Below are 24,593 nucleotides of genomic sequence, written 5' to 3' on the forward strand. Positions count from 1 at the left end.
ACGCTAATGGTACCGAATTTAGACGCTGCGTACGCATTTTGGAAGAAACAGCCGACACTTCCATCCACCTCGAAAACCTGATCAAACGCCACAGGCTCAAAGGAAAACGAATTCACGATGCCAATATCGTCGCCACCATGCGCACCCACGGTCTCCAGCAAATCGCCACCCTCAACCCCGCCGACTTCCGCATTTTCAGCGACCTGGAATATGCCCAATGGTAAAATCACCAAGCGGACTCATCCCATTCTGGTATGCCCACTCAGCTTTCGTAGACAATCCCACTCTTCCTCTTCCTCTTTCTCTTCCTCTTCCTCTTCCTCTTTCTCTTCCTCTTCCTCTTCCTCTTCCTCTTAATATTTGCCTTGTTGTCTATCCAGGCAACTACCAGCACCTAACTCCTAAGGTTTAGCCTTCCTCCATCCACTATTCCCCATTCCCGCAGCTCAGCTGGTACCATTAGCGTTAGATTAGCGTACTTAAGCGGTTAGAATGTATCAACTCTAGTCTAGCCTCCTCCAGCCTCATAGAGTCCCAGCTCCCCTAAGCTTTTTAGTATTGGTCCGATCCGCAAAAGCAGTCGTACATGTCGCTAAACGCTCGGAACCCTTACTCATCATACAGTCCCAGCTTTCCCAAACTGTCCAGTATGCTTCGAAACCCTGGATCGCTAATCAGGTCTTCAAACGAATGCGTGCTCGAGATCCGGAAGAAGTACTGCGTGTCCTTCATAGCTTGTTGTTAAAGCGACGTTGGGAGAGGTAAATGTACCGTTCCATAATTATGGATCGTTCAGTTCCCACCGACTGGGTCGGTTTTTTGCGAACAGGAGCGTGGGGGATGTTATTCTGCATGGATGAATCCATTTGTAGATGTGTCGTTTCACTCGCTACTCGCGCGGAGACGCAGGAGCGCGGAGACAGCAAAGAGCGCAGAGCTAAGGGCAAAAGAGGAAAAGCTGAGGTGGGCGTTACACTCCTGAAGGAGTGAGGCCTCCTAGGTTAGAGGGTTTGGCTGTGTTGCATCCAGCGCCAGGCGTCTTGGCACATGGCGTCGAGGTCGAGCTTGGCTTCCCAACCGAGGAGCTCCTTGGCTTTGGTGCCTTCAGAATAGCAGGTGGGGATATCGCCAGGTCGTCTATCAACGATCTGATAGGGAACGGCTTTGCCGCTGGCCTTTTCGAATGCCTGGATCACTTCGAGCACACTGTAGCCATTGCCGGTTCCCAGATTCACAATCAGAGGTTCGTCGGGTGAGTTTTCACCTGTTAAATAATTCAAGGTAGCGAGGTGGGCCTTCGCGAGATCCACCACATGGATATAGTCCCTGACTCCAGTGCCATCGGGAGTTGGATAATCGTTGCCAAAAACACTGACCTGCTCGCGCATGCCGGTAGCCACCTGCGCAATAAACGGCACCAGGTTATTGGGCACTCCGGTCGGTGCTTCTCCAATCAGTCCTGAGGCATGCGCTCCAACTGGATTGAAGTAACGCAGGATCCCCAACTTCATCTCGGGTCGTGAAGCAGCCAAGTCTAATAGGATTTGCTCCATCATGGCTTTGGTTTGGCCGTAGGGATTAGTCGCCTTGATCGATTCATCTTCCGTGATAGGCACCGCGCTCGGCTCTCCGTAAACCGTGGCTGAGGAACTAAAAACAAAGGTGTTCACCTGATGCTCGACCATGCAGTCGAGCAGGTTGACAGTGCCGGTGATATTGTTTCGGTAGTAACGAAGTGGATACGCCACCGACTCGCCGACGGCCTTGAGGGCAGCAAAGTGAATGACTCCGTCAATCGAATGATTACGGAACACCGACGAAAGATCCTCAGGGTTGAGCAAATCACCTTCCACGAGCTCCACCGACTTTCCGGAAATTTTTTCGACGCGCTCCAATACTGATCGTTCACTGTTGGAAAAGTTGTCGAACACGATCAACTCATGCCCGCTCTCGAGTAGTTCGACGTTGGTGTGACTGCCAATGAAACCGGCGCCTCCTGTAACTAATATGTTCATGGGTTCAACCGCCTTCAAAAGTGCGGGTATAAAGGATTACAAAAATTCTGAGTAACGAATATGAATGGCGATTTTGAAAACCGTAACAATGATTATGATTATTGGGAGCAATTTCGAAGGCTAAAACCAACATGCGCTAAGAACCGCGTTCCAGTTCGCAAGATACTTGGTTACGTAGAGTTCTACGCTCCCGCGTCATCTTACAAACTGCGCCTTGCTCTTCATCACATCTAGGTTTTTTGAATCCCAGGAAGTTTTTCAATATGAAAAAGAATCAGGAAGCGATAAGACTTACTAACTATAGAATATCTGTAAACATCCGTTTATTGATCAAGTAATAGAGTGTCAGCTGGTTGCTGGATTTAACGAGACGAGGGTCGCGGGACAAGGGACGAGGGGACTAGCAGGAGCGTGATTTTTTGAACACAAGGTAACGAAGAGAACGAAGGATTTCTTTACACAAAGTGAAGAAGCTGCTTCGCCGAAAGGCTCCGCAAAACAAAATGGATGGAGGATAATATAGGTAAGGGAACGGTTAATGAGCGCAGCGCTCCAAAGACCGAAAATACCGCACCTCACTGCAAGCGGTCGCCTCGGCGATGCGCCCCTACCATTTATAGCGAACATAAAACTGATTACGGACTACTTCTCTGCCCAATATCCTAAATCCTATCTTCCAACTTCCTTCTTAAGCGCTCAACGGGCGCTTCCCAGGTTTCCGGGGCAATGGGGAGAAAGCTGTGGGACTCAAAGGAGCGATTAACCATCTCGCGGCCAGACTCGAGTGAGTCGATCTCCCCTGCCCCACGCAGCTGCATAAGTATGTTCCCGAAGGAGGTGGCCTCAACGGGGCCGGCATGCACCTGGCAATTGAGCGCACTGGCGATGCATTGATTTAAAAAGTCATTCTGGCTTCCCCCTCCAACCACGCGCAGCTCGGTCAACGGCTTTGAGGTGAAGGTGGCGAGCTGATCGAATACCAGGCGATACTTGCAGGCCAGGCTATCGAATACGGTGCGTAGCAGTTGAGCTCGGGTTTCCGGAATAGGTTGCCCTTGTTCACGGCAATAATCACGCAAACGATCCGCCATGGGACCGGGTCGAGCAAAGGAAGCATCGTCGGGATCCACAATCGAACGGAAGGGTTCCGCTCCGCGTGCAAGTTCTACCAGCTCATCATAGCTCAACTCAGCTCCGCTCAGAAGCCATTCCTCTTTCAACTGCTCAATGAGCCACATGCCACAAATATTCTTGAGGAGACGAGTCGTGCCTTCCACTCCCGCTTCATTGGAATAACTCGCCTGCAAGGTCTCGGGCTGCACCAAAGGGAGGTGCGACTCGATTCCCATCAGCGACCAGGTGCCAGAACTGAGAAAAGCGGGGGCATCATCGCGCAAAGGGGCACCTGCAACCGCGGATCCGGTGTCATGGCCCGCGACCGCGAAAATGGGAATATCGCCAAGCCCCGTTTTTTCCTGCAAGGTGGGAAGCAAGGTTCCAATCCTCGTGCCTGGTTCGGTGATGTCTCGAAATAGTTTCTGGGGAAGCTCTAAGGTTTCCAGCAAAACATCGGACCACTTTCCAGTGACTGGGTTGAGCAGCTGACTGGTGCTCGCCATGGACCGCTCCTGAACTTTCGCGCCGCACAGCCAATAGTTAAACAGATCGGGCATGAACAAAAGATCGCTCGCGCTCTCCAACCTTCCCTTCCCCGATTCCTTTTCGGAAAAGAGCTGGTTGATACTGTTAAAAAACATGAACTGAATACCCGTCTCGTTGTAAATGGTCTCCCTGGAAACCATCTCATGAATACGTTCCTCTACTCCATCGGTCCGGGAATCCCGATACATGAAAGGATCGCAAAGCAGCTCACCTGAAGCATCGAGCAAACCGTAATCCACACCCCAGGTGTCGACACTGATCCCTTCTACCCGGGAACCATACAAAATCGAAGCCCGGGTCAATCCGTCGACCACATGGGCAAAGATATCCTTCACGTCCCAATGCCAGGCTCCGTCGACCTCCACTCCCTTGGTCGGGAAACGATTCACTTCCTCAAGTCGAATGGCTCCGCCTGAAAGCACACCCGCCATGACACGGCCGCTGGTGGCACCGAGATCAACTGCGAGATATACGGGGTAGGACATGGTGGAAGGCCTTCGGCCTGGGAGATGGGAGGCCTTTGGCCTGGAGATTGAAGATTGGAGATGGGAGATTGGAGATGGGGGAAACGAGCGGGAGCGTGGGTTACTGGTTCCATTCAAAGAGGTGACTACCAGATATTGTTAGTCGTGTCACCTCATCTGAGAAATCCATCGGCGAGGCCGCCGTCGACAGGGATGACGTGGCCGGTGGTTTTTGAGAAGGCTTGCGTGAGCAGTAAGTAGGCTGCTTCGGCTTGGTCATCCGGTGTGATCGGGGATTGAGTCAAGGTACGCTGAGCGTAAAAAGAGGCGAGTTTGTTCCGCAGTGAGTCATCGTCGTCCTGCTCTGAATATTCGATATTGTACTTTACGAGAGATGAGATAACGCGATCGCGCGGGAACATGGTGCTACCTTTCACAACGGTGGCCGGAGCAATTGCATTTACGCGAATTTGCGGAGAGAGCTCGATGGCCAGTTCCCGCACCAAATGATTGGCGGCAGCTTTACTGGTATCGTAGGCCACACTCCCCTTCTTCGCCACCACAGCATTGGCACTGGTCGTGAGCACTACATTGCCCGACAAACCTTGCAGATCGAAGACGTGCTCCTTCAAAGCATCCACGACGATGTAACTCCCTTTCACATTGATATCGAAAGTTTGAGAAAAGCGGTCATCAGCAATGTGACCTGTCTTATCGGGCGGAATAAACACACCGGCAGTTACCACGACAGAATCAACGCCACCATAGGCTAAAACGGCTTGCTCGATCATCGCCTCAACCGAATCACGATCCGTGATATTTACAGCGGCACTCATCGCAGGGCCACAAGATGATACACCCGTACCCGCGATACCAATACCTTCTCCATGTTCCTGGGTAAGCGCAGCCACCGTTTTCTCAGCCGCCTCTTCGCTCAAGTCAGCCGCAACCACATGTGCACCTTCAGGCACGATGCGTTCAGCCACTTCACGACCGATCCCGTTCCCGGCACCGACCACGGCGACCACCTGACGGGCCAAAGACTTTTCCGGAGGCATGCGACGCAGTTTGGCTTCTTCCAACTGCCAATATTCGATATCGAAGGCTTCCTGCTCGGGCAATCCGCGATAGTGATCAATCGCTTCCGCACCCCGCATCACTTCGATGGCGCAGTTATAAAATTCAGCTGTCACGCGTGACTCGCTTTTGCTCTTTCCCCAGGCGATCATGCCCAGACCAGGGATCAGCACCACCGTCGGTACTGCGGTTCTGATAGCAGGCGAATCTGCATGCTTACAGCGGTCGTAGTAGGCGCGGTAGTCCTCGACGTATTTTACCAGGCCTTCATCGATCTTCCCTTTTAATTGGTCGAACGATTCTGTGGCAGCATCCCAATCAACATAGAGCGGTTTGATCTTCGTTCTGAGAAAATGGTCGGGACAACTGGTGCCCAACTCAGACAAGCGGGCCGCATCGTGTGAGTTCACAAACTGCATCATCTTTTGATCCGATTGCACGGTACCAATAAAGCGTTGCTCCCCAGAAACACGGCCACGCAACCAGGGCAGCAACTTCACCAGGAGGTCCCGTCGTTGCACATCGGATACGTGATCATACTTCAATCCACCGAAGACCGGTTTTCCTTCCGCTTTGGTTTCGATAAACTGGGAGGCCTTTTCAATCAGGTCGAGAGTCAGCTTATAACAAGCCTTATCATCGTCGTCCCAATTGATTACACCATGTTGTCCCATCATAATGCCGCGGCATTTGGAGTTTCCAGCAATGACATCGCGATAGGAAAGACCCAGGTCGAACCCAGGACGCTGCCACTCCGTCCAAACCACGTCGTCGCCATAAATTTCTTCGGTCAGCTTGGCACCGTTTTCTGCGGCCGCCACGGCGATCACCATATTGGGGTGTATATGGTCAACATGTCTGCCCGGGATAAATGCATGGAGCGGCGTATCAATGGAGCAAGCTCGAGGATTCAGATTGTAGGTGCAATGCCGATACATGGCCACCATCTCATCTTCGATGTCTGACTTGACTCCGGACTCGGGCGCATCGCGATAAATCTTTTCGAGACTATATACCTTATCCAAATACAGAGATCCAAAATTCTCTGGCTTGGAGGTTCGTAGATCCCCTCCAGAACCTTTCACCCAAAGAATGTCCGCTTCGGCTCCCGTGAGCGGATCATTTTCAATCGCCTTGCTGGAAGTATTTCCGCCTCCGGTGTTGGTGATTCGAAGATCGGATCCCAAAATATTGGAGCGGTACTGCAAGCGTTGCAGCGGCGTCATGGATCCGACTACCGCATCATCCCAAAGGTAGTTAACGTGTTTGTAATTGGATTGGCTCATATTGGAAAGTGGTCAGTGGGTATTGGGGTTAAGTAGGAGTAGGAGGAAGAGGTAGAGTAGTCGGTGGTCGGTGGTCAGTGGTCGGTGTTATATTTTCCAGCAAATGGATTTGGTTTTGAAATTCAGTCGACTACGGAGTGGAGATGTTGGAATTGACGAGTGCCTGGCGACTGAGCGCACGCCGGTGAGTGAGAGAGCCAGAATGGAGGATAAACGGCATGTCCGCCCGAAGATGGAAAGCATCGTTGTATACAGAGGCCCCTATCGCCATTAACCGTTAAAACAAAATTCATTTTATCTTCCCCTGTGCTTTTCATCTGATAGTCGACTTAATTTGTGAAGTTTAGGATCTTCCGACGGTATTCCTCATCGGGGCGGCCACAGATGCGTTCGACTTCTTTCTTGGGCATAAACTCAGGAAATCCTGTTACACTAATAGAAGCGGCTCCGACAAACATCTCGGCACATTTCTCCGCCATGATCATGGCTCCCCAGGCCGCATCAGCCGTCGATCCGAGAGTAATCAGACCGTGATTTTGACAGAGGATGGCATTGGGAGCGGTGCCATGGTCTTCTATGAACTTACGCATGCGTTTCGAAATTTCACGAGCCAGATCAACACCTGGATCAACGTAGGGCACCCAAAGCGATTGAGCTTGGCAGCAAACGACTTGATCGGGCACCAAACGCTTTTCAGCAAAGAGCGGACCGTGTTCACTACAAAGAATCTTTCCCACTGCAATGGGATGGGTATGCGCCACGTAATTCACACCGGGCAGGGTTAGAAGCCAGGAATGAAACAAGGCTTCCACGGAGGGCTTAACTCCTGCTTGATCCACACGAGAGGCCATTAAAACTGCATCCGAGTCAGGAACCGGAGCGTCGCTCTCAACCACTGGGACCAGGGAGTCGAACTGACAATGCGCCAAGCCTTCTCGTTCCACCGTCGCAAGGGAAAAGCCACTGCCTTTTACAACAAAGGTAGAATCATCCAATTTCACGGATGCGTTTCCTTCACCAAGAATAGCCAGGCGCAGGTTCGCAGATCCTAACTTGTGGCACAAATCCAACAACGACTCCAAAGGTGTTTCATTCATCGAGCGTTCATTTATGTTCTTGAGAGGGAAAAATAGTCAAATCAAAAGTTTGCATTATCTTTCAATATCTTCCAATTTCATTCAACAACACCCCAAAGTTTCAAACGCCTTCGCAACCGCGGACATTAAACAATTAGAAAATAGTTAGTTATGAATCTGTATATGGTAATTTCAAATCTCACTAAAAGTGAATATCGATGGAGGCGCTTCCGAAGGCTAAAACCGACATGCGCGATGAGCTGCGTTCCAGCCGTCAACCCACTTGGTCACGTAGTTATCTACGCTCCCGCACGGGCTTCCAAACTGCGCCTTGCTCCTCAACACATCTCAGCTTTTTGAATCGTTTGGGTATATGCAGGCCGAGTTACGACAGAAGTTAATAGAAGAGTACCTGGAGGAGGTGGAGTTCGCCTCCCTGGAGGAGCTGTCGGACAAAGTAGATGCTTCCCTCTCCACCGTCCGCCGCGATCTCGGAATACTATCCAATAACGGTAAGATCAAACGCACTCACGGGGGAGCTCGATTGACGCAACCTCCCAGCGAGGAGTTTAACTTTTCCCGACGCCAGACCGTGGAAAGTGATGGTAAACTCCGCGTCGCTGAATGCTGTGCGGAGCTTGTTTCACCCAATCAGAACATTTTTTTAGACGCTGGCTCGACGGTCTTTGAAGTGGCACGCAAGTTGGAAGAGAAAACACCACACATCGTCACAAACAGTTTATCGGTTGCCAATTTATACGCGGGGCATCGCGACATTGAAGTCATCGTAAGCGGTGGCGTCATTTACCCACGCCTGCAGGTCCTGGTCGGTGATCTCGCGGTCAAAGCGTACCAATCTTTCAATGCGGATATTGCGATCCTGGGTGCAGGCGGTGCGACCGAAGATGGGATCATGAATTCGCACATGCTACTTATCGAAATTCAACGCGCCATGATTGCATCGGCCCAACAAGTGATCGTCTGCCTGGATAGTAGTAAAATGGGACGACAGTCCTTTACTCCTCTCTGTGATTGGAAATCAGTCGACGTACTGGTGACAAATCGCGACGCTCCGAAAAGTATAATTTCTCATATCAAAAAGCAAAAGGTCGAGGTGTTGCTGGCATAGACTCAGTAATCGGTTTTCAGTAAACGGTGATCAGTATTTTGGATCCTAAAAGTACCAGTTAAAAACAAAAGGCATTAACGAAATTCTCAACACAAGCGGCACTGCGGAGACGCAGTGGCCCTACCTTCACTCACAAAATTTTTATACCCATGAACACCTCGTCTAACTACGAACTCGCGAAAGAACAATATGCTGCCATCGGGGTAGATACCGATACCGCGCTGGAACGCCTGGCAACTATCCCGATTTCAGTGCATTGCTGGCAGGGAGATGACGTTGCGGGCTTTGAGGGAGATTCTGGAATTACGGGAGGAGGCATCATGGCCACAGGCAACTATCCGGGTCGAGCGCGCACGATTGATGAACTCCGCACCGACTTGGAAAAAGTCTACTCGATCGTCCCAGGTAAACATCGGTTGAACCTACACGCCAGTTATCTCGATCATGGCGGCCAGAAGGTAGACCGAACAGACATTGAGGAAAAACACTTTCAGTCCTGGGCAGACTGGGCAAAGACCCAGGAAATCGGACTCGACTTCAACCCCACTTATTTCTCCCACCCCTTGGCCAACGATGGCTTCACCCTCGCCCACCCCGATAAGCACGTGCGGGACTTCTGGATTGAGCATGGGAAACGATGCCGAAAGATTGGCGCCTTCTTCGGCCGCGAACTGGAGAATACCTGCGTCACAAATATCTGGATACCCGATGGGCTCAAGGATACGCCGGCCGACCGGAGAGGTCCAAGAGAACTGTTAACCGAGTCCTTGGATGCCACCTTGGCCGAGTCACTCGACCCCACCCACAATCTCGATGCGGTGGAGTGCAAACTCTTCGGACTGGGATCAGAAAGCTACGTGGTGGGCTCCCATGAATTCTACATGGGCTATGCCATCAAAAACCAAACCGTGCTCTGCCTGGATGCCGGGCACTTTCACCCGACCGAGTCGATCGCCGATAAGATATCGTCCGTTATGTTCTACGTACCCAGGTTATTACTACACGTCAGTAGAGGCGTTCGCTGGGACAGTGACCACGTGATCGTACTGAACGATGATCTGCAATCGATCGCGCGAGAATTAGTCGTGGGCGATTACCTGGATCGCACTCATGTGGGACTGGATTTCTTTGATGCCAGTATCAATCGCGTGGCGGCGTGGTCGATTGGTACGCGAAACATCCTTCGAGCTCTTTTGGTGGCCCTGCTCGAACCGACAAATACTTTACAGGAAGCAGAGCGAAAAGGTGACTTCACCTCCCGCATGGCCCTATTTGAATCTCTTAAAACCATGCCCTTCGGCGCAGTGTGGAATCAATATTGCGAAACAAATGAAGTCCCACTGGATGGGGGATTAATGGATCCGATTCGTGAGCATGAGAAGAACGTTCTCTCTCAACGCAATGGGTAGACGAGAGGGCTTGAGTTTTGTATTTTTTGAACAGAAGAAAACAAAGGCAACGAAGAGCGAAGACTGACGAGTGGTAGTTGAGTGAGCAGTTATCGGTAATCGGTGGTCAGTGAAATTGGAACGCGGGGCGAAGTAGGAGGAAGAGGAAGAGTAGGAGGAAGATTTTTATTAAACTTCTCCGGAGCGACTTAATCTTTTTCCCGAGACATACCACTTGACGGGACTAGAGGATTCAGTTGTAGCCACGGTGGAGACACCGTGGGAACGGATAGCTCGCAGTCAGATGAGTCCACGGTCTTACGACCGTGGCTACATTTGATTAAGAGCCTTAGGCGCGCTCGGCGATCACGCCCTAACATAATACCCCTAGGCCAGCGAAGGTAGGCTCTGACTACGAGTGGTCAAAAGATGCTGAATCACACAAAAAGGCTGGCGATACCCCTTCAGCTACGTGCAAGGAAAACGAACTTGGAGGCAGCTAAAGCGGCATTCAAATTGAATCTAATCCTACCAAATGTGTGTGAGAGCCATGGAATAACCGGTAGCGAATACAATCGACTGGAATCAGGCACTGATTGCAGATCGACCTCCATCGATGCCTATGATTTGACCCGTGATCCAGCCCGACTGTTCAGAGAGAAGAAATGCAGCCATAGCCGATATGTCATTTGCCTCACCGAGCCGTTTAAGCGGGTGCGAATCGGCAATAGCCTTGGCGGATTTGTCGTTACTCAGAATCTTGGAGGCCAATGCGGTACGAGTAAGAGAGGGGGCTATGGCATTGACTCGGATGGAAGGTGCAAGCTCTGCAGCAAGCGATCGGGTTAACCCCTCCACAGCTCCTTTAGCCATGCCTATGGAGGCATGAAATTTAAAGCCCTGCTGAACTGCAACCGAAGAGAAGAGGACAACGGAGGTCGTTCCATCGCATCCCTTCATAGCAGGTATAGCTGACTGCACAGCCAGAGCTCCTCCCAAGGCATTGACTTTAAAATCTTCTATGAAGGCATCCTGCTTAAAACGGGTAAATCCCCCCAGGTTAATAGTTCCAACTGCATAGACGAGGCCCCTCACAGCACCCTCGACTTGAGTTGCCACACGTTCGAAAAGATTGGGATCTTTAACATCACCCACCGTGTAGGAAGCTCCTAAGTCGTTGGAAATGGAAGCGAGCCGCTCCCCAGAGCGCGCGACAAGATGCAAGCCATGTCCCTGACTGGAAAGTAACTTGGCAATGGACGCTCCAACTCCACCCGAACCGCCGTAAATGATGATTGTCTCTTCCATAAAAAAATGTTATAATTCAGCTGAAGTTAACCCGCATTGGCTTAATAGCCAATGGGACAAAGGATTGATTTAAATTTATCTTATTCTAAAGCGATCCAATCTGGCTGCAGTCAGAATCGCTCCGGAGCGACTTTAGGGTCTGACCAGGAGAGCCAAAACACGCTGAATGAAGCTAAAGGGATAGCAGAGACATACTAATATGATCGTACGGTCGTGGATCGCAACGTAAGCTTCCAGAGCCGTAGAATGGCATCGATGCGAGCATCGAGCCCTACGTACTAAAAGCCCACTCGTCCCTCGCCTCTCGTCACTAGCCTCGTTCAAAATTTTTCAGGGGCCACTTCCTTGAGGATACCCATCAGTTCGGCTACTTTGTGAGGGTATTTTGAAGCCAGGTTGATTTGCTCCATGGGATCTTCGGATAGATGGAATAGAAAACCCTCTTCTGGAACCGGAGTGTTTTCATTGGCATCAATGCCCAGGCGATGACGAACGACACCCGAGCCCCCTTGCGGGATGAATTTCCAATTTTCCTTACGAATAGCCAACTCTCCCAGGGCCTCCTCGATTTGGTAATCGCGGCCATCGGGCGACTGGCCCAATAAGGCCGGAAGCAAATTCTGACTGTCGTCGCTTGAACCCTCAGGCATGGGCTTACCCAGCAGCGCAGCAATAGAAGCGAATAGGTCAACTTGGGATACAATGGCATCGGAAATTCCCGGCTCAATCTTGCCAGGCCAGGTGACTATAAAAGGCATGCGTGTGCCGCCTTCCCAGCGACCGTATTTTCCACCGCGCCATGGGCCAGCAGCTTTGTGCTCTCCATTGCGCTCAATAGCCCCATCCCAGTAGCCATCAAATAGAACGGGGCCATTGTCACTCGACAAAACGATCATGGTGTTTTCGGTGAGGCCATTTTCTTCCAGAGCGAGAACGATTTGTTTTACACACCAGTCGAACTCCATGACAGCATCCCCTCGAAGCCCGATGCTAGACGAACCAACAAAACGCTTGTGAGGAACGCGCGGCACGTGGTTGTCATGGGTGGCGAAGTAGAGGAAGAAGGGATTGTCCTTTTCGCGCTCAATAAAGTTGACGGCCTTTTCCACAAACACATCGGCCATGTCTTCATCGACGAAACGTGCTTTATGCCCACCTGTCATGGTACCGATCCGGCTCACGCCGTTTACGATGGTGCCGGAGTGCTGTTCATCGGCCTGCACTTTTAAGAGGTGTGGATGAGAAATACCGGTCGGCTCATTGCCTACAGGATCGCTGTAACTGACAGAAATGGGATCGTTGGGATCGTGGTCCACGATGTATCCATCTTCAATATACACGGACGGAACACGATCTCCGGTGGCGGCAATGTGAAAGGAGTATTCAAAACCGACCTCACGCGGGCCTGGTTTGATTTCTGCATTCCAATCAAGCGGCTCAGTTGCACTACCGAGCCCTAAGTGCCATTTGCCCACCAAGGCGGTGGAATACCCTTCATCGCGCAGGAAGTTGGCGATCGTTGGCTTCTTGGGATCAATAATCAAGGGTGCATTTCCCGGAAGAATGCGCGCACCTTTGTTGCGAAATGCATACTGCCCGGTAAGTAAGGAATAACGGGAAGGCGTGCAGGTGGCTGCTGAGCTATAGCCGGAAAGGAAACGTAATCCATTAGCGGCGAGCTTGCCAGTATAGGCGGTGTCCATTCCGGTTCCTCCGTAGCAACTGAAGTCTCCGTATCCGATATCGTCAGCATAGATAAATACAATGTTTGGCCGTTCGGCCTGCACTCGGCTGAGCAAGGCGAGGGTGAAGATGATGGAGAGAACAAGCAGGTGTTTTGTGTAGCGTGGATTCATAAAGTGATTGGATTGTGTAATGCCAACAGGAAGAAGGATATCCCTTCAGGTCAAATCAAAGTGGAAAATGGGGCGAGGGGCGTGGGGCGAGGGGTCGGTGGTCAGAAAAAAAGGGAAAGCGGAGGGTGTCAGGTGTCAGGAAAATGAATCCTGCTCCTACTCGTCCTCCTACTCCTAATCCTAATCCTAATCGGCCTTTGGATGCGGGTTAGGTAGGCACTAGCAACTGCGTATTTTTAACAAAAGGGAACGAAGGTAACAAAGAAAGGAAAGAGGGAGCAGTGGTCTGTGGTCTGTGTGGTAACCGGAGGCTGGAGAAAGAGGTATAGGTTATTTGGGGTTAAGTAGGAGTAGGAGGAAGAGGAAGAGGAGGAGGACAGAGGAAGAAGAGGTGGTCGCTTGTCAGGCCTTCTCCATGTGGTGTCACCACCGTGGCTGCTTATTCACTCTCCGCTCCGGGCTCCCGGCTCTTAGTCTCGGCTCTATGCTCTTCGCTCTCTGCTCTTTGTTCAACTTTCTGGGCCCTGTATTTGGAGGGCGGGCAACCGAAGTGCTCTTTAAAGCAGCGACTGAAGTAACTCACATCTGAGAAGCCCACGTCGAATGCGATTTCGGTGATATTGCCATCTTTGACTTCAATGCGCCGCGCCGATTCGTTGAGCCGCCTGACTTTGACATAGGAGGCCGGAGACATACCGGTCAGATCGCGAAATTTTTTATAGAAGCTACTTCGGCTCATGCCCATCTCCTCTGCAAACTGCTCCACTCCGAAGAACTCATCCCCCAGGTAGCGGTTGGTGATCTCCTCAGCATTATCCAGGAACTCTTTATCGACCGCACGGATTTCAGTGCTAGCCACTGGCAACAGACCATACTCCAGCCGGATGCGCTCACGGAGTCGTTCCTGTTGGGCTAAAAGATTGGTGATCTTGAGTTTGAGCAGCCGTATAGAAACGGGTTTTGCCAGGTAGTCATCGGCTCCCAATGACAGGCCTTCTTCCTCGTGATGCTTCGTCTTAAAAGCCGTAAGCATGATCACCGGTATATGGCTTGTCGCTGGATTTATTTTCAGATGCTTACAGAGATCGAATCCATCCTGCTCCGGCATCATCACATCGGTAATCACAAGGTCAGGAATCGATTCCAGAATAAAAGTCTCAGCAGCCAATCCATCTTTCGAAACGGAAACCTCATAATCATTTGCGAGCTCCGAATGCATAAAGTTCAGCACATCGAGATTGTCTTCAGCTAGATGAATATGAGCCCGACGAATCACATTCTCCTCCTCTTCGCTTGGCTCAGCTAAATCTTCAGGCCTCTCCTCGACCAGCGCGACAAGCTCCTGGTCGCTTTTAAAAATCAGTTCAGGCTCAGCCACAGGTAAAGTCACAACGAAGCGAGTGCCGCTCCCCTGCCCTCGGACAGGACTCTCGACTTCTATGGTGCCTTTGACAAGGTCGACCAACTCGTTAACCAGAGCCAACCCCATTCCAACGCCCTGTTTCATTTTACCTGCTTTTTGAGAGCCCTGATAAAAGGGTTCGAAGATGTTTTCGATGAGCTCCTTTGAAATGCCCGTGCCTGTATCCTTTATTTCGAGACGCAGGCGTTGTGTCAGATCACTCCCTTGTTTCGGCACAACCGAAAGTTTTATTTCAATGCTTCCTCCGGGAGGAGTATACTTAATGGCATTGTGGATCAAGTTATCGATGATCTTGTAATAGCTATCCTCATCCAGTGAGTAGCGGCAGGTATCAAAGGGAGTTATAAAAGTCAGGCTTTGCTTCTTCTCCTTCACCATAAAGTCGAAGGATTCCATGATGTTCCTGATCAAACTGGCCAAATCAACCGGGTGTAAATCCGGTTGGTATTTCCTCTGCTCCACTCGCCGAAAATCCAAGAGCTGATCAATCAGATAAAGCAGCCGGGACGTATTCGTCTGGATGGTTCGAAGATAATTATGCTTGGAAGCGGCATCCTTATCTTCCTGGAGCAATTTTTCGACCGGCCCCAGAATCAAAGTCAGTGGCGTGCGTAACTCGTGGGAGATATTAGTAAAGAAATGCAGCTTGATACGCTCCAACTCGAGCAGGTGTTTAACGCGTTGTTTAGCGACCAGGACAATCAGTCCGAAGATGAGCAATATGATCAATCCCAACACAAATTGTGCCCACGTTTTTTGCCACATGGGAAGTATGACTTCGAAAGTATGACTGGCTGGTTCGAGTTCGATATTGAAGTCTGAGTCTCGGGTGCGCACACGGATGGTGTGGAAGCCATCGGACCAGTCCGCACGAGCCATGCTGCGTGCACTGGTAAAAGGACTCCAAGGTCCATCATCTACGCTATATGAATAGGTGAGCGACTGCCGATCGGTCTTGGACCAAAAGTCACCACCGCCCCAACTCAGCATCGCTGACCGGGAAGAAAATACCGTCGGCCGGCGATAGAAACGAGTGACGGGCGGATGTTCATCCTTCAGAACTTGTATCGTGCGAAAGAAGCTTTTTTTAACGTCCGGATAATCTTCCGTCTTCAATCCACGGTAATACCAATCCGTATGCGTCTCATTGATCCAGAAGGAACCATCCGAAGATGCTCTTAAATCGCCTCCAACCCGGTAAAGTGAAAATGCAGGGGATGCAAAGGGTGCCCAGATATTGCCATCGAAGCGATAGATTCCCTGATCTGTGGAGACGATCGGATCCTCGCCATTCAGAAGAAGAATATTCGAATAGTGATGCTCACTAATGACCGAATCTTCAGCCATATTTTGCCACTCCCCATCGCGCAGACGAAAGACACCATTTCCCCAAAGAGCGACCCAGACATCCTGGTTATTGGCAACGGCAACCTTATCTACCCAGATGTCGCCTGCAAATTGGCCTGCCTGAACGGGTATACCAAACTCGATCCGATCCAGACTGTTTGCCCCGGACCAGATGGTGTGGTCAACCGGGTCTTCAGCAATCGTCCATGGACGGAAAGAAGTTTGAACAGAGTCGTGATGGTTGACGGTGTATTCTCCATCCTCAAATGAGACGCGAAGCATACCGCCCAAGATATCCGGATACTCACTCTGCGGCTGACCACAGCTCAAAAGCACATCCCCATTGTGCAATTTAAGAATCCCTTGATGACTAAACCCTGCCGCAAACTCCGGGTGAGTATATGGGGTCCATTCTTTACCATCGAAGATACTGAAAGAGGCCTCTTCATTGTCCGAGCCGGCAACCAGGATATCACCATTGTCTAGGACGATGAGAGCGACAGGCGCATCGACTTTGGTTTCAGAAATAGGAAACATTTCCCATTCCGAGGTGGCTTTGTTTTCATGCACTACATGCCCCTCCACATCCAAATACCAAAAATCCCCATCCAAATCTTCAGCCTGAAAATGTAAGCCGGACAAGCTGCGGTACTGATCCTGACGATAGTCGATCCGAGTGATTCCAGCACCTGTCTCAACGACATACACATTACCTTGCCCGTCTTGAGAAAGGTAGGGTTGCCCATCGGGAATGGGATAGTCAGGCCCCTTGTAAATGACCCACTCTCGATCATCGTAGAGGTGGAGTGATCCCCGGCCAATTACCCAAACCCGGCCGTCGGCACTCTGCATAAGTGAGGTATTAAAATTGGCACCCCCAAGAGATCGCAGATTGTGAGATTCCCAAGACTGGGATTCGATATCGTAAATAAGAGCCCCGTCATGCTCATGGTTATTGACCACCCAAATTTGGTTTTCCTCAGTAGCGAGTATCCAGGACTGATGAACAAACTCCCGCTCACTTTCGTAGACCCTTTCCCATTCCCTCTCTGGCACCAATTCATCATCCACGATCGGACAACGGTATACATCTCCGGTCGGGCCCACCACCATCCAGAGACTTTTGCCATCCTTGCCCAGACATAAGTCGTGAACTCCTGAGGATGGGATTTCGTCGAATTGGTGCTCAATCAGTTTAGTCCCATTAAATTCAAGGATGCCATTGTTTCCACAAATCCAGAAGCGGCTATTTCCCGCCCTCACCACTTCACTGCGTGTATTAATCTGAAGATTGTGTGTGAGTAGCGTGGTCCACGCATCGTCCGCATAGAGGTAGGCGCCCTTGTATCCCAACATGAGAATGTTGCCTTCCTCACCGAATCCAACCCGAATCGGTCGGTCTTGTATTTCATCGGGAAGTAGAAGCGTATCCTGGCTCCATCCATCATACAAAATGACTCGATCGTCGCTCTCTTTTTTTTGAATCACGGCCCGACCGGAAGAATGCACAACGATACGCCGGTTGTGGCTCCCCAGATCTTCAAGCCGTTGCCAACGCCAGCGATCCTCGAGCGGATCTGAATATCGCGGCTGATACGGTTGCTGGCCCATTAGCGTCCCATCCAGGCATATAAAGAAGGCCAGGCAGGGAAAAAGAACTTTGAGCGAGCGGGGTAACATAAAACGTTCAGTCAAAGATCCCTCGAAAGAACTATCGAAGTCAACGATTCTAATACCTTCCAAAGCAGCCGTTATTTTCAGTTCAAACACAGGAAAACGTTGCCAAACCAAACAGCCACGCACACGCTGCAATTGAAACCTTAATCAACCCTAAACGCACTATGCACCAAAATTTAGTCTCACGTCGTAATTGGCTTCAGACCATGATGGTTGGCCCAGCCGCATTGGTAGGATTAAATGCGGCGAGCTCCATCGTAAAAGCCGCTCCCATTTCCCCCAAAGACAATATCAAGGTCACGAAGCTCGAGACCTTCGTCCTGAAAAACTCCTGGGTCTTCGTGAAGATCTCCACCAATGCCGGAATCACCGGTTGGGGAGAAATGCTGAAGGACGACGCCAAGGCCTGCGCGGCTGGTGCTCTCGAAGTCGGCGACTATTTGATCGGTAAAGATCCACGCCCGGTGGTTCACCACTGGCAGGCGATTCACCGAGGAGCCTTCTATCGAGGCGGCCCAATCAAGTCGGCCATCTCATCCGGAATCGACCAAGCGCTTTGGGACATCGCCGGCAAATGTTATGGCGTACCCGCTTATAAACTACTGGGCGGTCCTACTCGGGACAAAGTGTTTGTTTATGGAACTCCAGATCCTATCACGGGCGTTCGCGCGATGAAGGTAGGCCCGAGCGGCAGCCGCAAGCTCCACAAGTACCTGGAAGGACACAAGATGGTGGATGAAGCGGTGGAGAAATTTGCTGCCCTGCGCGAAAAATATCCGGACGTAGATATCGGGATCGACTTCCATGGCGCGGTTCAACCGACCACAGCCAGTATTTTAATCAAAGAGCTGGAGCCTTATCGCCCCTGGTTCTACGAAGAAATTGTTCAAGCGCTAAACGTAGATGTGATGGCCGATCTGGCAAAGAAGACCCACATCCCACTCGCGACCGGTGAACGCGTATTCCTCAAATGGGGATTCCGTGAAATTCTGGAAAAAGGCGCCGCGATGATTTTACAACCGGACGTGAATTACGCAGGTGGCATCACTGAACTGAAAGTGATCGCTGGAATGGCTGAGGCCTACTACGCGCCCCTGGCTCCACACAACCCGAACGGACCCTGTTCTCTGGCAGCCAGTCTGCAAATTGCCGGTGCTATTCCTAACTTCCTTGTTCAGGAACGCGGCGACCGGGAGCACGAATTGCTCGCAGAACCACTACCTCCAGTAAGAGACGGATACCGTCCACTACCAACAGGTCCGGGGCTTGGCATCACCATCGATGAAGACAAGTTGATGGATGAAGTCGGCGAGCCACGGGAGTATATGCCGCAATATGACGCGGATGACGGTTCCGTGGTGGATTGGTAGGAACGGGACGAAGGGCGAGAGACGCGGGGCGAGGGAATAAATATCGTCCTCATACTTCTGTTCTGTCTCTTCGTCTTCCTCTTCCTCTTCCTCTTCCTCTTAAAGAATTCGCAACGGCTCGTGGGTGATGTCGACTTCGCCTCGGTACGGCGATCGAGCCCTTCCATCGACCCCTCACGAATAGGAGCGATCCTATAGCGGAGGCGTTTGTTTTTCCACGGCTTCCAACTCTTCCGAAAGGGCGTCCTCAACTTGCTCGATCACCTGATCCACCAAATCCTCACTTTCTGGCAACGAGCCCAGCTGAGTCTTCAACTCAGCCACCTGTGCCTCCAACTCAGCCAACCGCTCCAGAAGCACTTTATTCTCTTCCTGGAAACTTTCCATGAGCTCCATGGTGGACGCCTTCGGTGAGGACACTTCAGACGATGCTGGTTTTACCGGCTTCTTGATACCCATGTAATAGCCCACCCAGACTCCAATCACGAGACAGACAATAAAAGGAAACGATTTCATAATGATGAAGGAATTATAATTAAAAATAAGACCTTCACTCCTAATAGCTTCCTTCTCAAGAGGAATTCCATACCTAGAACAACGGGATAAACGGCTTCACCAAAAGACTGCCAAGTCCCTTGATCGAGTCCCAGATGAATCCACCCACACGAGCACCAGCTGCAGCGGCAAAAAATCCGTCTCCACCCTCACTCCTTTTGACCTCCTCAAGATTCATACCCACATAGTAAAGCTGCTCAGTGCGACCTCGAGGCACACCCAGCCCCGATAATTGCTCGTAGAGCTGAAGGGTTCGCTGATCGTCATTGCTGCTAAGTGAGCCCAAGACCTGGATCACAATGAGCCGCCTGCCGATCAGGAGCTGTAACTGATTAGGATGAGTGACATCTCCCGGGTACAAGGCTATCGAATCAATTTCGGATAACTTAAGGGGCTCGCCCCCCACTTGGACAGCACGCTCAGTTAAGCTGACCTGCCGTTCAACAAATTGGATCTGTTGATCTTCCTGCCCCAAAACACAGACGTAGGCAGCCCCTGTAAATTGTATGCTTTCATCTCCGTCTCCCATACTAGAAGCAGAGCCACGCCGATCGGACAAGGACGCGCAACCTGAACCGAAGATCAGACACAAACAAAGAAACAATGGGAGAAACTTAGCCATGTCTGGAAGGCCTACTGATTGGCCGAACGGGCGTCCAGTCCTTTTGCACGCATTTGAGCGCTCGAGCCTGAATATTTTTCACAAGCTATGAATCAATATTAAAAACAATTGTATTTGATCATCGCCGCAAGGTGGTGCTTGGATACCAGCGTTCGAACCAGAACCAACGCTCTTAGAAGCAAGATTACCCCAGAAAGCCCATGTCTCAACACGGCCGCCCGGGCATCATAAACAATCTCAATCAAATCAGACATTGAATATACAAGGTAAAGGAACAGCGGGAAACACTTACGATGCCATCGTCATCGGATCAGGTATCAGTGGAGGCTGGGCAGCTAAAGAGCTCACCGAAAAAGGACTCAAAACCCTCGTCCTCGAACGGGGCCGCGATGTGGAACATGGCGATTACCCGACCGCCATGATGGAGTCTTGGGAATTCGAAGGTCGCGGAGCCAAGGATCAGGAAAAGATCCAGAGACAGTTGGTTCAGAACCGAACAGGCTATACCACACATCCCGCTTCCGCCCACTGGTTTGTGGACGATGTGGACAATCCTTATAATGAGGTAAAACAATTTGACTGGATGCGCGGCTACCATGTCGGAGGTCGCTCTCTCCTCTGGGGACGCCAGTCCTACCGGATCGGGGACATCGATTTTGAAGCCAATGCCAAGGACGGGATCGCCTGTGACTGGCCGGTGCGCTACAGCGACATGGAATCCTGGTACGACTACGTAGAAGAATTTGCCGGGATCAGTGGCACCAATGAAGGTCTATCCCAATTGCCCGATGGTAAGTTTCTGCCCCCATGGGACATGAATTGCCTGGAGACGCATATCAGCAAACGGATTCGTGAGCATTACAACGACCGTATCATGACCATCGGTCGGGTGGCCAATCTCACTGTGCCTCATAAGGGACGTGGCAATTGCCAGTCTCGCAACCGTTGTATCCGAGGCTGTCCCTATGGAGCCTATTTCAGTAGCAATGCATCCACGCTGCCTGCAGCCTACGCCACAGGGAACCTCACACTGCGTCCTTTCTCGATCGCCAGTGAACTCATTTACGACAAGGAGACAAACAAGGCCACAGGCGTGCGTATCATTGATGCGGAAACAAACGAAGTGATTGAGTTCTATTCGAAGGTCATTTTCTCCTGCGCCTCAGCTGTCGCATCGACCTCAATCTTGCTCAACTCCACCTCGGACCGCTATCCGAATGGATTCGGAAACGACAGTGGTGAACTCGGGCACAACCTGATGGATCACCACTTCAAAGTAGGGGCCAGTGGAGTCTACGAAGGCATGGAAGACCAGTACTACACCGGTCGCCGCCCGAACGGCATCTACATTCCGCGTTTCCGCAATATCAACGAAGAAACCAAGCAAGAGGATTTCATTCGTGGTTACGGATACCAGGGAAGCGCCAGCCGCCTCGACTGGTCACGAGGCATTGCAGAATTCAACCGAGCCGGAGCCGAATTCAAGGCCGACATGATCGAACCCGGCCCTTGGCGATTCGGAATGGGTGCGTGGGGAGAACATCTCCCTTACCACGACAACAAGATGTTCCTCGATCACGATAAGACGGACAAGTGGGGCCAACCTACCGTGACGTTTGATTGTGACTACAAGGAGAACGAGATGGCCATGCGGAAGGATGCTCAAGCAAGCGCGATCGAAATGCTCGAAGTGGCTGGCCTAAAAGACGTCAAAGGATTTGATGATGGAAGCGCCCCGGGACTTTGTATCCACGAAATGGGCACGGCCCGCATGGGACGCGATCCCAAAACCTCCGTCTTGAATAAATGGAACGCGGTCCACACGACACCGAACGTGTATGTGACGGATGGCGCTTTCATGACATCCTCTGCCTGCCAGAATCCATCGCTAACTTACATGGCCTTTACTGCAAGAGCAGCGGACCACGCGGTAAGCGAACTAAAGAAAGGAAACATTTAAGATGAGCCATTCAACACAGTCAAACAACACTCTCACAATGAATCGCCGCGAAGCGATTAAGCGAACGGCCATGATGCTGGGTGCCGCTGTCTCCTCAACGACGATCGCTGGTTGTCTAGGTGGAGACAGAGCAAAGGCTGACTCGCAGCCACAGTTCTTAAGCGAAGCACAGGCCAAGCTGGTGAAAGCCGCTTCTAACTTGATCCTTCCCGCTTCGGACACACCAGGAGCCCTCGATGTCGGTGTCCCCGAATTAATCGATGTGCTTTACGGCAAGTATATGACCGGAGAAGAAAAAACTGTTTTTTCAACGGGATTGGCCGAATTGGAAACAGCGGGATTCAGTGATAAGACTCCAGAGGCTCAAACAGCGGCTCTCGTAGCACTCGGTAAAACCAACAAGCAATTTGTGACTCAATTGAGAGGCGCGATTATCACGGGTTACTTCACCTCGGAGGAAGTCTGCAAAAAAGTGACCCATTATGATCCGATTCCAGGTGGCTTTGTTGGCTGCCTACCCACTTCCGAAACCGGAAACGTGATCATGAGTGAGCCGCGGTAAAAGAACATAGAGCTGGGAGCGAAGAGCCCAGAGTGCATTCCAGAGATGCCTACAGCGACGTCTTTTTATACCGCCAGCCGTCGTCTTAAAGACTATGGCTAGGCACGGCTCAAACACGCTAATCTTCGCTTATAAATAGCCGAAGCAAAAAGACCGTGGTTCAAATCCACTCTACGACATAGGAGTTGCGATTCATCAGCTGTAGGAGGTAGCTTGCTGCCAATTATCTTCCAAGGCCTTACCCATTTCGATGAATAAACTGACCACCCTACTCACTCTATTTCTATTCTCATTGCTCGGAGCTCTTAGCTCCTATGCTAAGTACAACGTCCTGTTCATTATCTCGGACGACCTGACCTACACCGCCCTCTCTTGTTATGGGAACACGGTTTGTGAAACACCCAATATTGATCGACTGGCCGATAAAGGAGTTCGTTTCACACGCGCCTATTGCCAAGGCACCTACTGCGGACCATCCCGGGCCTCATTCATGTCAGGCTATTACCCGCATGCAACAGGCGCATTGGGCTACAAGAGCCCCCGTCCCCAGATTGGGGACCGCCAAACTTGGTCGCAGTTATTCAAGGACAATGGCTATTGGGCAGGTCGCGTAAGTAAAATTTATCACATGGGCGTTCCAGGTGGCATTGAAGACGGTGGCCACGGAGCCGACGACGAGCGCTCCTGGACCGAACGCTACAACAGCCAAGGACCCGAGTGGGCAGCACCCGGCGATGCTGAAACTTTGGAAAACAATGCAGACCTGAAGAAACCCGCGGTAGGCGGAAACACCTTCGTGGTGGTCGAGGCCGATGGCGATGACTACGTTCACTCCGACGGCAAGACCGCGAGAAAAGCCGTGGCGCTCATTCAGCAATTTGACAAGAAGACCGGATCCCGCAAAGGAGAAAAATTCTGGTTGGGCGTCGGTTTTGTTCGACCCCACGTTCCACTGGTTGCACCCGCCAGCTACTTCCCTCCCTTTAAGCCATACGATAAGATGGTTCTCCCGCCCAAGATCCCGGGTGACTGGGACGACATCCCTACCCCGGGCATCAACTACAAGACCAGCCAGGGCATGGAAATGGATATTCGTCGCCAGAAGAAACTGCTGGGAGGTTATTATGCATCCGTTGCCTACATGGATGCCCAAGTCGGCAAGGTGCTCGACGCACTCGAAGAAGCTGGCCTTGAGGACGAGACCATCGTCATCTTTACCAGCGACCATGGCTATCACCTAGGTGAGCATGACTTCTGGTCGAAGGTCAGCTTACGCGATCCATCCGCTGGAGTGCCATTAATCATTTGTGTCCCAGGCAAGAAGCCAGCCGTGTGCAACTCACTCACCGAGCTCATCGACCTCTACCCGACTACGGCTAAACTGTGTGGCCTGGATTATCCCGAAGCCAACCAAGGCAAAGACATTTCCGCCATGCTCGATGATCCTACCGTCGAAGTTCGCGATGCAGCCTTTTCAGTCGCCCCCATGCGCAAAGGATTCTTACTCCGCACACAAGAGTATTCGTATATTCAATACGGGGAGGATGCAGAAAACGGAGTAGAGCTCTTCGACATCCAATCCGATCCCGAACAATACCACAATCTGGCCACGTTTCCAGAATACAAGTTTCTGGCCGAAGCTTTTAAGCAGCGCATGAAAGCCACCTTAGCCGACGTGCGGAATAACGACTTAGATTTGACTTATGATTAGCCCCGAACAGACCCATACATTTAGGGCGCTTTCACAACTCGCATAAAGGATCCTTCACACCAATCATCACGAAGAGCCGTATTGTAATTCAGGAATTCCTGATTG

At 51.2% G+C, this 24,593-nt stretch carries 17 protein-coding genes; 8 read left to right on the forward strand and 9 right to left on the reverse strand.

The features are described 5' to 3' along the window. The first annotated feature begins 38 nt into the window (after nt 1-38). Entirely contained in the window at nt 39-224 is a 186-nt protein-coding gene (locus tag GA003_16435; protein ID QXD27585.1) for a hypothetical protein, read from the forward strand. 559 nt (nt 225-783) lie between these two features. Continuing rightward, nucleotides 784-990, forward strand: a complete 207-nt coding sequence (locus tag GA003_16440) for a hypothetical protein (protein QXD27586.1) — start codon at nt 784-786, stop codon at nt 988-990. Nucleotides 991-1,001: 11 nt separating this feature from the next. Here GA003_16440 and galE read toward each other — a convergent pair whose 3' ends face one another. The 4 genes from galE to GA003_16460 form a co-directional block, all read right to left on the reverse strand. Further along, a complete protein-coding gene (gene galE / locus GA003_16445) occupies nt 1,002-2,015 on the reverse strand; it encodes a UDP-glucose 4-epimerase GalE (protein ID QXD27587.1) in 1,014 nt (337 codons plus the stop codon). Between the two features lie 662 nt (nt 2,016-2,677). Then, nucleotides 2,678-4,162, reverse strand: a complete 1,485-nt coding sequence (locus tag GA003_16450) for a rhamnulokinase (GenBank protein ID QXD27588.1) — start codon at nt 4,160-4,162, stop codon at nt 2,678-2,680. Nucleotides 4,163-4,314: 152 nt separating this feature from the next. Then, a complete protein-coding gene (locus GA003_16455; GenBank protein QXD27589.1) occupies nt 4,315-6,504 on the reverse strand; it encodes a bifunctional rhamnulose-1-phosphate aldolase/short-chain dehydrogenase in 2,190 nt (729 codons plus the stop codon). 329 nt (nt 6,505-6,833) lie between these two features. Then, on the reverse strand, nt 6,834-7,601 hold the full coding sequence (locus GA003_16460; GenBank protein ID QXD27590.1) for a class II aldolase/adducin family protein: 768 nt from the start codon (nt 7,599-7,601) through the stop codon (nt 6,834-6,836). Nucleotides 7,602-7,953: 352 nt separating this feature from the next. Between GA003_16460 and GA003_16465 the strand changes: the two genes are divergently transcribed. After that, nucleotides 7,954-8,709, forward strand: coding sequence for a DeoR/GlpR family DNA-binding transcription regulator (locus GA003_16465; protein ID QXD27591.1), 756 nt, complete (start codon nt 7,954-7,956; stop codon nt 8,707-8,709). A gap of 149 nt (nt 8,710-8,858) precedes the next feature. Beyond that, nucleotides 8,859-10,118 (forward strand): L-rhamnose isomerase, encoded by a 1,260-nt coding sequence (locus tag GA003_16470; GenBank protein QXD27592.1) that lies wholly within the window; start codon nt 8,859-8,861, stop codon nt 10,116-10,118. A gap of 564 nt (nt 10,119-10,682) precedes the next feature. Here the strand turns inward: GA003_16470 and GA003_16475 are convergent. The 3 genes from GA003_16475 to GA003_16485 form a co-directional block, all read right to left on the reverse strand. After that, nucleotides 10,683-11,405, reverse strand: coding sequence for an SDR family oxidoreductase (locus GA003_16475; protein QXD27593.1), 723 nt, complete (start codon nt 11,403-11,405; stop codon nt 10,683-10,685). 320 nt (nt 11,406-11,725) lie between these two features. Beyond that, entirely contained in the window at nt 11,726-13,261 is a 1,536-nt protein-coding gene (locus tag GA003_16480) for an arylsulfatase (GenBank protein QXD27594.1), read from the reverse strand. Nucleotides 13,262-13,700: 439 nt separating this feature from the next. After that, nucleotides 13,701-17,711, reverse strand: a complete 4,011-nt coding sequence (locus GA003_16485; protein ID QXD27595.1) for a helix-turn-helix domain-containing protein — start codon at nt 17,709-17,711, stop codon at nt 13,701-13,703. Between the two features lie 161 nt (nt 17,712-17,872). Between GA003_16485 and dgoD the strand changes: the two genes are divergently transcribed. Then, nucleotides 17,873-19,078 carry a galactonate dehydratase gene (gene dgoD / locus GA003_16490; protein QXD27596.1) on the forward strand — a complete coding sequence of 402 codons (1,206 nt, stop codon included), beginning with the start codon at nt 17,873-17,875 and terminating at the stop codon, nt 19,076-19,078. A 192-nt stretch (nt 19,079-19,270) separates the two neighbouring features. On the opposite strand, the gene GA003_16495 is transcribed toward dgoD, so the two are convergent. Together GA003_16495 and GA003_16500 are read right to left on the reverse strand one after the other, a co-directional pair. Beyond that, nucleotides 19,271-19,594, reverse strand: a complete 324-nt coding sequence (locus GA003_16495; protein QXD27597.1) for a hypothetical protein — start codon at nt 19,592-19,594, stop codon at nt 19,271-19,273. Nucleotides 19,595-19,667: 73 nt separating this feature from the next. Next, nucleotides 19,668-20,255 carry a hypothetical protein gene (locus tag GA003_16500; protein ID QXD27598.1) on the reverse strand — a complete coding sequence of 196 codons (588 nt, stop codon included), beginning with the start codon at nt 20,253-20,255 and terminating at the stop codon, nt 19,668-19,670. 253 nt (nt 20,256-20,508) lie between these two features. On the opposite strand from GA003_16500, the gene GA003_16505 reads away from it, so the two are divergent. The 3 genes from GA003_16505 (at nt 20,509) to GA003_16515 (ending at nt 24,488) form a co-directional block, all read left to right on the forward strand. After that, nucleotides 20,509-22,215 (forward strand): GMC family oxidoreductase, encoded by a 1,707-nt coding sequence (locus GA003_16505; protein QXD27599.1) that lies wholly within the window; start codon nt 20,509-20,511, stop codon nt 22,213-22,215. A gap of 37 nt (nt 22,216-22,252) precedes the next feature. Then, entirely contained in the window at nt 22,253-22,777 is a 525-nt protein-coding gene (locus GA003_16510; protein QXD27600.1) for a gluconate 2-dehydrogenase subunit 3 family protein, read from the forward strand. 250 nt (nt 22,778-23,027) lie between these two features. Beyond that, nucleotides 23,028-24,488 carry a sulfatase gene (locus GA003_16515; protein QXD27601.1) on the forward strand — a complete coding sequence of 487 codons (1,461 nt, stop codon included), beginning with the start codon at nt 23,028-23,030 and terminating at the stop codon, nt 24,486-24,488. Nucleotides 24,489-24,593 lie beyond the last annotated feature (105 nt).

It is taken from the genome of Opitutia bacterium ISCC 52 (genome assembly GCA_014529675.2).
Classification (GTDB): Bacteria; Verrucomicrobiota; Verrucomicrobiia; order Opitutales; family UBA2995; genus UBA2995.